This is a genomic window from Pseudomonas sp. SO81 (genome assembly GCF_030374125.1).
Classification (GTDB): domain Bacteria; phylum Pseudomonadota; class Gammaproteobacteria; order Pseudomonadales; family Pseudomonadaceae; genus Aquipseudomonas.
Genome location: NZ_CP126126.1, coordinates 4,758,014 through 4,770,039, shown reverse-complemented (window position 1 = coordinate 4,770,039; position 12,026 = coordinate 4,758,014). Strand labels below are relative to the sequence as shown.

Sequence of the window (12,026 nt, the reverse complement as noted above, 5' to 3'; positions counted from 1 at the left end):
GACATGACTCAGCCCAATCTCGGTACCGCACTCATCACCGGCGCCTCGTCCGGCATCGGTGCGATCTACGCCGACCGCCTGGCCCGCCGTGGCCACGACTTGATCCTGGTCGCCCGCAATCGCGAGCGCCTCAACGCGCTGGCCAGACGGCTGAGCGACGAGACCGGAAGAAACGTCGAAGTCGTGGTTGCCGACCTCGCCGACAAGGCTGATCTCGTAAGGATTGAGAACATCCTTCACAAGGATGCAAGCATTACGACCCTGGTAAACAACGCCGGTGTCGGCGCCACTCAGAATCTGCTGGAATCAGATGTCGACGAGCTAGAGGATCTACTCACCCTCAACGTGAACGTGCTGATGCGCCTTACTCATGCAGCCGCACCGGGCTTCGTGGCCCGAGGTGCTGGGACCATCATAAATATCGCCTCGATCGTTGCGATCGCACCGGAGATCCTGAACGGCGTTTATGGGGGATCGAAGGCCTTCGTTCTTGCCTTCAGCCAATCCCTTCGTAAAGAGCTCCACGATTTGAATGTCAGGATCCAGGTCGTATTGCCTGGCGCAACTGCGACCGATTTCTGGGCAACGGCCGGCACTCCTGTAGAGCACCTGCCAAGCGCCATCGTTATGCAGGCAGATGCCATGGTAGATGCAGCACTTACCGGGCTCGACCAGGGGGAATTCGTCACCATCCCCGCCCTGCCGGATATCACTGAACTGGAAGCTTATGAGGCTGCGCGGCAAAAGCTCATGCCAAACCTGTCCCTGAGCGTCCCTGCCGATCGCTATACCAGTTGATTACGCTTCCTTCAGACAGCACAGCAGCTCATGTAGGGGGAGCCAACTCGCCTCTACATGCAGCTTCAGGTTGCCCAGGCTGTACGGTATAGCAGGGGCAGGTTCCTCCACCCTCTGCGTAATCGAATTGTCCGCTTCCGGCCACAAGCGGACTTTGCAAGAGGCGAACAAGCAAGGAGCGAGCATCGCCAGCTTTCGAGGTCAGCTGCAGCGCGAAAGACTGTTCTTTCAGGAATTCAAGGATGAGGTGCGCCGCAGTGTCGCCTTTGAATGGCTCATGGGCGCACCTAGTCCGTCGTCGAGTTCGACTCAAGGGGAGAAAGAGCATTGATCACCGCGGCCGCGCAGGAAAGCAGGATGCCAACAGCGGCAAGGCCGAGCCAGCCTGCCCGGTGCACCCCGTAGTTCCCCAGGGCGGCGCCGATCGCTCCGCCGAGAAAATACGATGCCATGAATACGGTATTGAGGCGGCTGCGCGCCTCGGGACGCAGCGTGAATACGCGTGCCTGGTTGGCAACCAGTCCGGCACGGTTGCCCAGGTCGAGCAGCACCATGCCGACGATCAGCCAGCCGGGACTCTGGCCTCCCGCGGCGATGAAGGTGAAGCCCGTGGCGAGCGCCATCGCACCGGCGAGGACCATGCGGCGGACACCCAGGCGATCGCTCAGTGCGCCAATGTGCGGGGACGCGACGATGCCCAACAGGGCGACCAGGCCAAACAGGCCGATGGTCGCGGAGTCGAACCCGTAGGGCGGCTGTGCCAGCAGCGCGGCCAGCGAGGCCCACAGCGCACTGAACGCGGCGAACATCAAGAGGCCGCTCGCCGCGCAGTAACGCAACACTCTTTCCTCCCGGACCAGGCTGCCCAGCGAACGCAGAAGCCGGCCATAGCTTATCGCCGGCATGCTCGTGGCGGCGGGCAAGCTCCTGGCAACAAGGACCAGCAGCACGACATCGATGAGCGAGGCCAGTACGAACACGGCTCGCCATCCCGTGTGCGCACCGGCGAACCCTCCGACCGTGCGCGCTAGCAACAGGCCTGCCGAGAGGCCACCGAGCAGGCTGCCGACGATGCGACCGCGCTCAGCCGGAGCAACCAGTCCCGACAGGGTGGGGATGATGATCTGCGCGGTGATCGCGGTCACGCCGACCAGGAGGCTGCTCACGCACAACACGGTGAAACTCGGCGCCACGGCGCAGAGGATCAAGGCGACGGCATTCGCCGCGATGGCCATCAGTGCGAGCTGGCGTGGCTGTCGGCAGTCGGCGAGCGGCACGATGAACAGCAGGCCCGCCGCATAGCCAAGCTGCGTCAAGGTGGCGACCAGGCCGGCCTGTGTCGGCGCCAGGCCAAACGACGCGGCCATCTGCGGCAGAAGCGGCTGGTGGTAATAGATGGTCGATACGGCGAGTGAACAGCACAGGGCCATGAGGGTGACAAGGCGATCGGACACTCCCATCGGCGCTGCGGGAGAGACAGGCACGACGCCCTTCACTGCTGCAGGGCCTGCACCAGCTCGCGGGTCTCCACGATGCTGTGCGCAAACGTCGGTCCGTTCAGTTCGTGCGCCGCGTGCATCATTTCCTTGTTGAAGGCGGCTGTCGCATCGCGTACCAGCGTGACGTGATAACCAAGTTCCATGGCGAAGCGTGCGGTCGATTCGATACAGGTGTTCGCCAGCAGACCAACGACGATCACATGGGTGATGCCTCGCTGCTTGAGCTGGAAGTCGAGGTCGGTATTGGCGAACCCGCTTTGCCCCCAGTGCTCCTGGATGATGATGTCGCCTGCCTGTGGGACGAAGTCGGGATGCCATTCGCCACCCCAGGAGTCCTTGGCAAAGGTGTGGCGCTGCTGGATCAGGCGTTGGGTCGGGTTGGGGTGATCCCAGTGGTCGTAATCGCCGGGCTGCCAGCGACGATGCGGTACGTAGTACACCTGGATGGCCTGCTTGCGTGCGGTGGCAAGGGTCGCGCGCAGGTTGTCGAGCAGGTGAACGTCGTCCGCAATGCTTCTGAGCAGGGGAAACAGCTTGCCGCCATCGGACAGGAAGTCGTTGTAGGGGTCGACCAGCAGCAGGCCGGTCCGCTCCGGGAAATACACGGGATGGGTCATGACGGTGCTCCAGTTGCAGGGAGAGGGTTAGGAAGCTTCTGCTGTACAGGCGATGGCTTGCTGCGATGACGCAAGCCTCGACAGGCACAATATCAACTATGATATTCATAGCGTCAACAACGGCGGGGCTTTGATGGGTACTGCTCGGGGCATTGCAACATCGGCCGTGTTACTATGAAAAAAATAGTTTGTGCGGAGTAGATGACGTGACGCCAAGACAGGACGAGACAAGCGATACGGTGTGCCCGGTGGCACGCTCGGTGGATTTGGTGGGCGACAAATGGACCCTCTTGGTCCTGCGTGAGCTGTACATGGGCGCGACACGCTTCGAGGAAATGCAGATCCAGACCGCGGCGACGCCGCAGATGCTGACCTCGCGCCTGAAAGCGCTGGAAGCCAACGGCCTGGTCGAGCGCCGGCCCTACAACGCAAAGCCGCTGCGCTACGAATACCATCTGACCGACAAGGGATGGGACTTCTACCCCGTCATCTACGCGCTGCGCGCCTGGGGCGAGACGTGGTGCAAGAGCGAGGATGAGGGCCTGGCCGTGCATTTCGTGCACCGCGCGTGCGGCCATGATGTGGGCGTGGCCAGCGTTTGTCCCCACTGCGGCACCCCGGTGGAACGCAAGGACCTGGAGGCGTCGATCAGCAGTCGTTTCCTTGGCGAACGCGAGTCTCGCCGGGAGGCCTTCAAGCGGAAGTAGCTGATTCTGAGCGTCCGCTAATGGCCGATAACTGCCGTGCTCTAACGACTTATCTACTAGACAGCTATTCGTAGCGACAAGAAAGGAACTCAGGCAAGCCAGTCCAACGTCAGCAACAAACGCCGCTCTCCAGCTGGTGGAGTTGGAGATCGGTGAATCACCCCGGCGCCTTCGTTGCCCGACCACTTCTCACCCTTGGCCAGCGCCACCCAGCCCGGCTCCAGCCGCTGGATACGCTCAATCTCTCCCGGTTCAGCCCGGGCATCGCCCAGCCGGCGCCTGTCCATGACGCCCTCCTTCAGCCATTCGCTGGCCAACCCCGCATAGGTGGTGATCAGCCGTAGCGGCACATGGTCGATGTGAAAGCGCGGGCACATTGGCTTGGCCAGGCTGCGCAGGCGTAGCCCGATACGCCTCGCATCCAGCAAGCAGGAGAAGGCCTCGATCAGCCAAGTGACATCGGCGACGAATGCCTCGTGACCTTGCAGGTCCGCCTGAGAGGCTAGCAGCGACGGCATGCGTAGCGTCTCATCGGCATCTATATCGATCTGCAGGGACTCCGCCACCTCCAGCGGCTGGGCCAACAGCAACTCGACGAAGTCCGCCACCTGCGGCACCAAGCGGCGCTGCCAAACGGCCAGATTGACCCCGTCATGCAGCACCTCGGTGAGCACTTCACGCTCCTCGCTCAGCACCTGGCGTGTCGCCGGGCGCAACTGCAGGGGCTGCATCAGGCAGCCTCCTCGGCCCAGGTACCAAACGGGTCGGGCAGGCGCGCCCAGGCTTCGGGGCCAGCGGCCATCTCGACGTCAGTCAACAGGCAGTCATCCAGCTCGCGGCGCAACAAGGCGAAGTCGATGCCCTGGCCGATGAACACCAGTTCCTGGCGGCAGTCGCCGACGCCGGCGTGCCACTTGGCCATCACCGCGCGCAGCCCTTCCTCATCCTGCGGCCACTGCGCCTTCGCCACGAAGCGCCACCAGCGCCCGGCATAGCCATGACGCATCAAGCCGCCGGCCTGCGACCAGCTGCCGGCTTCCTGGTATTTGCTGGCCAGCCAGAAGTAGCCCTTGGAGCGCAACAGTCGGCCATTGACCCACTCGCGGTCGAGGAAGGCGAAGAAACGTTCGGGATGGAAGGGCCGGCGTGCCTGGTAGACGGTCGAGGCGATGCCATATTCCTCGGTCTCCGGCACGTGCTCGCCGCGCAGCTCCTTGAGCCAGCCGGGCGCCTGGGCAGCGCGGTCGAAGTCGAAGCGGCCGGTGTTGAGGATCTTCGCCAGCGACACCTGGCCCATGACCATCGGCAGTATCTCGGCCTCGGTATTCAGCCCGCGCAGAATGGCCGTCAGCTCTTCCCGCTCGGCGCCGGAAATCAGGTCGGTCTTGCTGATCAGGATCACGTCGGCGAACTCCACCTGCTCGATCAGCAGGTCGCTGATCGACCGCTCGTCTTCCTCGCCCAGTGTCTCGCCGCGACTGGCCAGGCTCTCGGCGGCGTGGAAGTCGCGCAGGAAGTTGACCCCATCGACCACCGTTACCAGGGTGTCCAGACGGGCCAGGTCGGCCAGGCCCAGGCCCAGCTCGTCGCGGAAGGTGAAGGTCTCGGCCACCGGCAGCGGCTCGCTGATGCCGGTGGACTCGATCAGCAGGTAGTCGAAGCGACCGTCGCGGGCCAGGCGCGACACTTCTTCCAGCAAGTCCTCGCGCAGGGTGCAGCAGATGCAGCCGTTGCTCATCTCTACCAGCTTCTCTTCCGCGCGATTGAGGCTGACATCGCGCTGCACCTCGCCGCCGTCGATGTTGATCTCGCTCATGTCGTTGACGATCAGCGCCACGCGAAGGCCCTCGCGGTTCTTCAGCACATGGTTGAGCAGGGTGCTCTTACCGGCACCGAGAAAGCCGGACAGCACGGTGACGGGTAGACGTTTATCCATTGGGGTTTCCTCGCACATCACGGATATGGCGTTCGCGTTGCTCCTGACGCTCCTTGGCCTCAATGCACAGGCTGGCGGTGGGACGCAGCAGCAGCCGGCGCAGGCCGATCGGCTCGCCGGTCTCACTGCACCAGCCGTATTCACCACGAGCCAGGCGCTCCAGCGCTTCGTCGATCTTGTCCAGCAGCCTCTTCTCCCGCTCCAGCAGGCGCAGCTGCCATTGGCGCTGTTCCTCGGCGCAGCCCAGGTCGACGGGGTCGCTGGCTGGCTGCGGTTCGCGCAACTGGCCGAACTCCTCGTCGATTCGCTGCTGCAGCTCGATGCGCTGGCCGAGCAATAGCTGGTGGAAGAACGCCTGCTGCAGCTCATTCATGTAGGTGTCGGCAGGCATGGCTAGCAGTTCGGTTTCGCTAAGCAAAGCAGATCTCGTTAGGTTACTTTGTATTTTGTTATAACATAACTTACTGCATCCGCAAACTTCCCTTGAGATGGACAGCTCATCGACAGAGCGCGCGATATCGATGACACCTTCGCCGTCTGCCAGGCAGGGATCGGCGCCTTACCAAATGGACAGCGTTTACGGGCGTATCACCTGAGGAGTGGCCATCCTAGATTGTTCGTTGAGATGAGTGGGCCCGCGGCTCTAGTTTTGATGTACGGCTAAGCCGAGGTGCCAAGCCGCACTTTGACTTCGCGGATATCTTTCGCTGGCGACGTACCGAACAGGCGGCCATATTCTCGGGTGAACTGAGGAATGCTTTCGTAGCCAACGTCGTAGGCGGCCTTGGCGATAGGCAAACCATCGAGCATGAAGCGCCTGGCTTCAATCAGTCTCAGCTGCTTCTGGTATTGAAGCGGGGTCAGCGAAGTGATTGTCCTGAAATGCACATGGAACCCCGAAAGGCTCATGCCGGCCTCATCCGCCAGTTGTTCCACCCGCAACGGCTTGGCGAAGTCCTCGCGAATTCTGGCGATTGCACGGCTAATTCGCTGCGCATGGCTGCTGGCAATCCCCAACGCTCGAATCGCCCCTCCATGGCGGCCAGAAAGCAGCCAGTAGTGCAGTTCTCTAAGCAGTTGGTCTTTCAATATCTCCACCGATCTCGGGCGATCAAGCAGGCGCAGCAAGCGCAAGGCCGCGTCTGCCACCTCCCCTTCCGTGGGATCTACGCGCACAGGTTCGCCCACCGTGAACGGGGCCGTGCCCATTTCGACGACCAATGATTCGATAAGTACGTGGTCGAGCTCCACGACCAACGCCAGATAGGGCTCATTTCGGGACGCGGTGATGACCTGGCTGACGGTGGGCACATCGGCGGTCACGATCAATGACTCGCCTGCGCCAAACTCGAACAGCCGGTTGCCCATCGCCACCCGCTTGCGCCCTTGCAGCACCACTGCAACCAGCGGCTTGGAGACTGCGTAAAGCAACGCCGTAGGGGTTGTTTCGCGCAGAATCACCAGCCCAGGAAACGGTGTGACAGCAATGCCAGCGTGGTGATTCGCTTCAGCGTAGCGACTCGCCGCTTCAAGCAACTCATTCATCGGCCACCCACTCTCCAGCCCGTATGGGCGCATTGCACCGTCGAATGCATGCCGATGCAATACGCCCGGACAATGCAGCAAAAAACTTGGAGGAATAGGCAAACCAAGCCGCCAAGCCCTCTAGGCAAACAAGCGCTACGCCACTGTGCCTTTGGCCCGGACAGTTTGGATAAATAGGCAATTGATCTGGGTAATCACGCAACCTGTATTGCTCGCCAGGCTTCATCGTTTAGCCCTCACACAACATCTGCATGGCAGGAGACTAACGATGACGACTATTTCCCTTGTAACAGGCGCAAACCGTGGGCTTGGACGCAATACCGCGCTGAACATCGCCCGCAATGGCGGCGATGTGATCGTTACCTATCGCAATGGCAAAGAAGCGGCGGATGCGGTGGTGGCCGACATCCAGGCCTTGGGCCGCAAAGCCGTTGCCCTGCAGCTGGACGTCGGTAAGGTGTCGTCGTTCCAGGACTTCGTGGCGGCGGTACGCGCGACACTAAAAGACACCTGGGGCCGCGACACCATCGACCACCTGATCAACAACGCCGGGCATGGCGAAATGGCCGACTTTGCTGCCACCACGGAAGCTCAGTTCGATGCGCTGTTCGACGTACACGTCAAAGGCGTGTTTTTTCTGACCCAGTCCCTGCTGCCACTCCTGGCCGATGGTGGACGAATCGTGAACTTCTCGTCTGGTTTGACCCGTGTGTCTTTCCCCGGTTTTTCGGCCTATTCGGCCGCTAAGGGCGCTGTCGAAATACTCAGCGTCTACATGGCCAAAGAGTTGGGTAGCCGTGGCATCACGGTCAACGCCGTAGCCCCCGGCGCAATCGAAACCGACTTCCTGGGTGGCGCAGTCCGCGACATTCCCGACTACAACAACGCGTTTGCAGGCATGACCGCACTTGGCCGTGTGGGCTTGCCCGACGACATCGGCCCGATGATCGCCAGCCTCTTGAGCCCTGCCAACCGCTGGGTTACTGGCCAGCGTATCGAAGTCTCCGGTGGGCAGACCATCTAAGTGGACGCAAACGGATGCGGCCTTCGGACCGCATCCTTCACGGTTCTAGTCCAGACCTCGGTCATCCGCGTATGCCCATGCCCGTCATTCAGGAATTTTCCGCCACCAAGCGGATTGGACAGCGCTTCGCGGTAGCGCGGTTCACGCGCCAGCAATCTGATCGTGCGTGTCCAGGCGTTGGTCTGGTCGTTTGGCAATACGCGGTTAAGGCGGTCTTTGTATGCGAATAGGTATTGCGGGTATTGGCAAGATGGGCGCCGCTATTGCGGCGCGTCTTCAAGAGTCGGAAGAAAACCTCTCGGTCTGGAATCGCTCGGCCGAAAGAGCGGTAGCGACTCGCCTACCGGTAGCCGAGACGCCACACACATTGGCCCTTGGCAGCGATATCGTCCTGTCCTGCTTGTTCGACGAAACTGCTCTCAAAGCGGTTTATCTCGGGAAATCTGGCTTGGTCGAGGGAGCGCAGGGCAAGCTGTTTATCGAGATGAGTACCGTGCGTCCTGCCACACAGCAAGTACTCGCTCGGGCAATCACAGAAGCAGGTGGTCGTTTCATCGAGTGCCCAGTGGGCGGTACAACGGGACCTGCGCGAACAGGACAGTTGCTAGGCTTGGCGGGTGGCGAGCTCGCGGATATTGAACGCGCTCGGCCCGTGCTGAGCAAACTTTGCCGCAGGCTTGAGCATATGGGGCCTGTCGGTAGCGGTGCACTGGCCAAGCTTGCCATCAACCTTCCGCTGCTCGTGTTTTGGCAAAGCTTCGGCGAGGCGCTTGCCCTTTTAGGCGATCTTGGCAAGGACCCGACATGGTGGGTCGAGCTCTTCGCTGAGACAGCTGGCGGTGCGAATGTTCTGAAGGTCAAATCTGCCGCTGTCGCGGCAGCACTTGGTGGCGACCAAACTATCGAGGCGACGTTCGCCATTGACGCGATGCGTAAGGATCTGCATACGCTGCGGGACGAGGCTTGTGCGCGCGGCATCTCGCTCCCCGTTGCCCTGCAAGCGTTGGCAGCATTCGATGAAGCCAGCAGTGCGGGGCTCGGTGCGCATGACTGCGTGTATGTTCCGGCATTCTGGGCGTCGCGCGCTTAGCGCTGCTGTATGTGCGGCTCCTGAATGACACGGCACTCCAGATACGCCAGACAATCGGGGACGATAGGCGCCTGGATCACCTTGGCACGGGCCTCGCCAATACCGAAGCGGGCGAATTTGTCGACCTCCCTGCCGCTGCACGAGCCCACCGCTAAAGTCAGTTCCGCCTGCATGCGAGAGGGCAAGTTGAGCACGAAGCTGCCTGAACCCTCGAGCAGCGGGCGGCTGAAAGTGCTGCCATCTAAAACCAGCAATACCTTCGGTGGATCGAAGTCCAGCGGCATGGCCCATGAGGCAGCCATCACGTTGCGCACGCCACCATGCTCGAAAGTTACCAGCGTGGTAGGACCGTGATTGAGGAGGCGGTCGGCGGATTTGGCCAACTGAAGGTCTTTCAGGTGCATCATCGGTTACTCAAAGAGTTCGGCAATAAAGGCGCTGGCGACTTCGAGGTAGCGATCGATGTCCGCCTCGGAATGAGCGAATGACACTTGCGGCCCAGCAGAAAGAATGCCGTCCCATACCCCTCGATTGGCCATGAACAGACGCCGGCAATCGATGAATGCCGCATCCATCGAGAGGTTGGCTTCAGCGCCGTTGCGCGGCAGCTCTGGCGTCAAGCAATATCCCGAACGCGGACCAAGCTCGAAGGCGCACCAAGGTAGATCATGGCGGGCAAAGATCTGTCGCAGGCCAGATGCCAGTCGCCCCCCGAGGCGCTCTATGCGCTGATAATTCGTCATCGTTAGCACCTGCTCCAAGCTGGCCCTGGCCGCGCTCACCGCCAGCGCGGAAGCATAGAGGGTGCCACCGGTGGCCAAACCGGCCGGGCCGATATCACTGTCGGTGAATCGCTCCAGATGCCGTGCAATCGTTTCGCTCATGCCGTACAGGGCGAATGCGATGCCTGAGCCGAGCCCTTTTCCCAGAACGACAAAGTCCGTCTGCAGCCCCCAGGCGCCGGTCAAGCCACCATGCGCGAACTGGAAGGTATGCGCTTCGTCCAGGCACAACAGGCTGCCGTATTGCTGCGTTAGGCGGCGCACGCCCTCCAGATAACCAGGCGCTGGTTGCACCAGAGTACAGTTGGTCAGCGCTGGCTCCGTCAGCACCAGAGCCACTGCTTCGCTGGCCAGCACCCGCTCCAGCGCCTCAAGGTCATTGAAGGGCACGATCAGGGTATTCGCCGCGCTGCCCCTGGCCAGTCCAAGCTGCTCATGCACAACGCCTTGCTCGCCTTGGCGGACCATGGTGTCGTCGATGTGCCCGTGATAATGGCCATCAAAAATGACGATCTTCTCGCGCCCGGTGATGTGGCGAGCGATGCGCATGACTTCGACATTGGCACCGGACGCAGACAGGGTGAATTGCCAGTAGGGAATACCGCTCTGCTCGGCCAGCAGCCTACTGACCACAAGTGCATCTTCGGTCGGCAGGAGAAACTGTGCCCCCAGTCGAACCTGGCGGCTGACGGCGTCCACCACGGGCATGGGGCCATAGCCCATGGTCATACTGAGATCTGCGACGTTAAAGTCGAGGTATCGATTGTCATCCACATCGGTGAACACAGCACCACTGGCCGAATGGATAAAGGGTGGGCTGAATCGATTGAGCGAAACCATCCAGGCCATCGGTACACCCTGCGGCATGTACCGCCGGGACTCTTCCCTTAGCGCCTGTGATCGGGTCGTGCGCTGCCTGAACGTGGCTTCTTCACGAGCGCGCATAGCGGCCAGGCAAGACTGGTTGAAGACAAAGGGACGCAATGCGGGCATGGTGCCGGCTCCTTGGGGGGTATCTGCCCCACACTAGCTCGCACACCCCCATGCGGGAACGCTCAATAACGTGGAGTTGCTATGCACAAATCGACAAGTAGCGTGGCCGATTGGGATCTCTATCGGTATTTTCTGGCAGTGATCGAGTGCGGGAGCCTGAGCGCTGCGGCGCGCCGCTTGGTGACCACTCAGCCCACAGTCAGCAGACAGATTGCTCGCTTGGAAAACGCACTTGATACAAAGCTGTTTACCCGCTCGCCAGACGGACTGATTCCGACCGACGCCGCCCGGCGTCTATATGAACCAGCATTAGTCATGGCCAATGCCGCGGCGGCCATTCAGCGCAGTGCTCAGGACGACGGGATTGGTGGCACCCTGCGTATCACCGTACCCGAGGTGATCGGAGTGGAGGTGCTCACGCCTCTGCTGGCCGAGTTCCAAGCCGCCTATCCTGGTCAGCATCTCGAATTGTCCGTTGCCGAACACAATGAAGACTTGCTGCGCCGCGAAGCCGATCTGGCTGTTCGTATGCAGCGGCCCGAGCAGGATGCCTTGCTTGTTCGCAAACTTGGACGGAGCTTGGTGAGTCTTCATGCGCACCGCAGCTATTTTGAGCGACGCGGTATGCCGGAGTCGCGCGAAGCACTCGCCACTCACAGTCTTATCGGCTACGACCGCCATGAGCGATTACATGCGCATTGGCAGACTCAGGGTTTCCCACAGCCCATCGACGCGTTGGCATTCCGCTCCGACTGCGCGATGGCACGACTGGCTGCGCTCCGTGCTGGAATGGGTATCGGCCTGTGCCATGCCCACCTAGCTGCACATGAAGCCGATTTGGTTGCTCTCGACCCCAAGCTCTTCAGCTTCGAACTGGAGATATGGCTGGCCATGCATGAAGATCAGCGCCAGCGCATCGGCTTGCGCCGACTGTTCGACTTCCTGGCTGATCGATTGCCGCAACGTATGAAGATTGCGTAGAGGCCCAAACTAAGTCTGCTGGTCTAGCCAGTTCAATTAGAAGCGCAAGCGGGA

13 protein-coding genes are annotated in these 12,026 nt (G+C 61.2%); 5 read left to right on the top strand and 8 right to left on the bottom strand.

Translation table 11 applies throughout. The features are described from left to right. Window positions 1–3: 3 nt before the first annotated feature. Window positions 4–798: an SDR family NAD(P)-dependent oxidoreductase gene (locus OH686_RS22865; RefSeq protein WP_289535465.1), complete on the top strand. Its 795-nt coding sequence runs from the start codon at window positions 4–6 to the stop codon at window positions 796–798. Between the two features lie 287 nt (window positions 799–1,085). Here the strand turns inward: OH686_RS22865 and OH686_RS22860 are convergent, their stop codons facing one another. Continuing rightward, a complete protein-coding gene (locus tag OH686_RS22860; RefSeq protein WP_289535464.1) occupies window positions 1,086–2,258 on the bottom strand; it encodes an MFS transporter in 1,173 nt (390 codons plus the stop codon). 32 nt (window positions 2,259–2,290) lie between these two features. Beyond that, a complete protein-coding gene (locus OH686_RS22855) occupies window positions 2,291–2,914 on the bottom strand; it encodes a cysteine hydrolase family protein (RefSeq protein ID WP_289535463.1) in 624 nt (207 codons plus the stop codon). A 206-nt stretch (window positions 2,915–3,120) separates the two neighbouring features. Here OH686_RS22855 and OH686_RS22850 point away from each other — a divergent pair, with 206 nt between their 5' ends. Continuing rightward, window positions 3,121–3,621 (top strand): winged helix-turn-helix transcriptional regulator, encoded by a 501-nt coding sequence (locus OH686_RS22850; RefSeq protein WP_289535461.1) that lies wholly within the window; start codon window positions 3,121–3,123, stop codon window positions 3,619–3,621. A gap of 89 nt (window positions 3,622–3,710) precedes the next feature. Here OH686_RS22850 and OH686_RS22845 read toward each other — a convergent pair whose 3' ends face one another. From OH686_RS22845 to OH686_RS22830, 4 genes are all read right to left on the bottom strand, one after another. Beyond that, on the bottom strand, window positions 3,711–4,352 hold the full coding sequence (locus OH686_RS22845) for a DUF1826 domain-containing protein (protein ID WP_289535460.1): 642 nt from the start codon (window positions 4,350–4,352) through the stop codon (window positions 3,711–3,713). Continuing rightward, window positions 4,352–5,557 (bottom strand): zinc metallochaperone GTPase ZigA, encoded by a 1,206-nt coding sequence (gene zigA / locus OH686_RS22840; protein WP_289535458.1) that lies wholly within the window; start codon window positions 5,555–5,557, stop codon window positions 4,352–4,354. Before zigA ends, OH686_RS22845 begins: the two co-directional genes overlap by 1 nt. Continuing rightward, window positions 5,550–5,948 carry an RNA polymerase-binding protein DksA gene (dksA, locus tag OH686_RS22835; protein ID WP_289539127.1) on the bottom strand — a complete coding sequence of 133 codons (399 nt, stop codon included), beginning with the start codon at window positions 5,946–5,948 and terminating at the stop codon, window positions 5,550–5,552. The genes zigA and dksA overlap by 8 nt, the downstream gene beginning before the upstream one ends. A gap of 269 nt (window positions 5,949–6,217) precedes the next feature. Then, window positions 6,218–7,102: an AraC family transcriptional regulator gene (locus tag OH686_RS22830; RefSeq protein WP_289535456.1), complete on the bottom strand. Its 885-nt coding sequence runs from the start codon at window positions 7,100–7,102 to the stop codon at window positions 6,218–6,220. Between the two features lie 268 nt (window positions 7,103–7,370). On the opposite strand from OH686_RS22830, the gene OH686_RS22825 reads away from it, so the two are divergent. Together OH686_RS22825 and OH686_RS22820 are read left to right on the top strand one after the other, a co-directional pair. Then, on the top strand, window positions 7,371–8,126 hold the full coding sequence (locus tag OH686_RS22825; RefSeq protein ID WP_289535454.1) for an SDR family NAD(P)-dependent oxidoreductase: 756 nt from the start codon (window positions 7,371–7,373) through the stop codon (window positions 8,124–8,126). Window positions 8,127–8,346: 220 nt separating this feature from the next. Beyond that, window positions 8,347–9,216 (top strand): NAD(P)-dependent oxidoreductase, encoded by an 870-nt coding sequence (locus tag OH686_RS22820; RefSeq protein WP_289535453.1) that lies wholly within the window; start codon window positions 8,347–8,349, stop codon window positions 9,214–9,216. Here OH686_RS22820 and OH686_RS22815 read toward each other — a convergent pair. Next, complete coding sequence (locus OH686_RS22815; RefSeq protein ID WP_289535452.1) at window positions 9,213–9,623, bottom strand: flavin reductase family protein; 411 nt, start codon at window positions 9,621–9,623, stop codon at window positions 9,213–9,215. The genes OH686_RS22820 and OH686_RS22815 overlap by 4 nt on opposite strands. Window positions 9,624–9,626: 3 nt before the next feature. Further along, complete coding sequence (locus OH686_RS22810; RefSeq protein WP_289535450.1) at window positions 9,627–10,991, bottom strand: aminotransferase class III-fold pyridoxal phosphate-dependent enzyme; 1,365 nt, start codon at window positions 10,989–10,991, stop codon at window positions 9,627–9,629. A gap of 81 nt (window positions 10,992–11,072) precedes the next feature. Here OH686_RS22810 and OH686_RS22805 point away from each other — a divergent pair, with 81 nt between their 5' ends. Next, window positions 11,073–11,972 (top strand): LysR family transcriptional regulator, encoded by a 900-nt coding sequence (locus tag OH686_RS22805; RefSeq protein ID WP_289535449.1) that lies wholly within the window; start codon window positions 11,073–11,075, stop codon window positions 11,970–11,972. The last annotated feature ends 54 nt before the right edge of the window (window positions 11,973–12,026 follow it).

What these genes read in the sequence shown, in the direction of transcription:
- OH686_RS22805 (WP_289535449.1), top strand. Translation starts at nt 11,073, where the DNA reads ATGCACAAATCGACAAGTAGCGTGGCCGATTGGGATCTCTATCGGTAT.
- OH686_RS22845 (WP_289535460.1), bottom strand. Translation starts at nt 4,352, where the DNA reads ATGCAGCCCCTGCAGTTGCGCCCGGCGACACGCCAGGTGCTGAGCGAG.
- OH686_RS22855 (WP_289535463.1), bottom strand. Translation starts at nt 2,914, where the DNA reads ATGACCCATCCCGTGTATTTCCCGGAGCGGACCGGCCTGCTGCTGGTC.
- zigA (WP_289535458.1), bottom strand. Translation starts at nt 5,557, where the DNA reads ATGGATAAACGTCTACCCGTCACCGTGCTGTCCGGCTTTCTCGGTGCC.
- dksA (WP_289539127.1), bottom strand. Translation starts at nt 5,948, where the DNA reads ATGCCTGCCGACACCTACATGAATGAGCTGCAGCAGGCGTTCTTCCAC.
- OH686_RS22865 (WP_289535465.1), top strand. Translation starts at nt 4, where the DNA reads ATGACTCAGCCCAATCTCGGTACCGCACTCATCACCGGCGCCTCGTCC.
- OH686_RS22815 (WP_289535452.1), bottom strand. Translation starts at nt 9,623, where the DNA reads ATGATGCACCTGAAAGACCTTCAGTTGGCCAAATCCGCCGACCGCCTC.
- OH686_RS22860 (WP_289535464.1), bottom strand. Translation starts at nt 2,258, where the DNA reads ATGGGAGTGTCCGATCGCCTTGTCACCCTCATGGCCCTGTGCTGTTCA.
- OH686_RS22810 (WP_289535450.1), bottom strand. Translation starts at nt 10,991, where the DNA reads ATGCCCGCATTGCGTCCCTTTGTCTTCAACCAGTCTTGCCTGGCCGCT.
- OH686_RS22830 (WP_289535456.1), bottom strand. Translation starts at nt 7,102, where the DNA reads ATGAATGAGTTGCTTGAAGCGGCGAGTCGCTACGCTGAAGCGAATCAC.
- OH686_RS22825 (WP_289535454.1), top strand. Translation starts at nt 7,371, where the DNA reads ATGACGACTATTTCCCTTGTAACAGGCGCAAACCGTGGGCTTGGACGC.
- OH686_RS22820 (WP_289535453.1), top strand. Translation starts at nt 8,347, where the DNA reads ATGCGAATAGGTATTGCGGGTATTGGCAAGATGGGCGCCGCTATTGCG.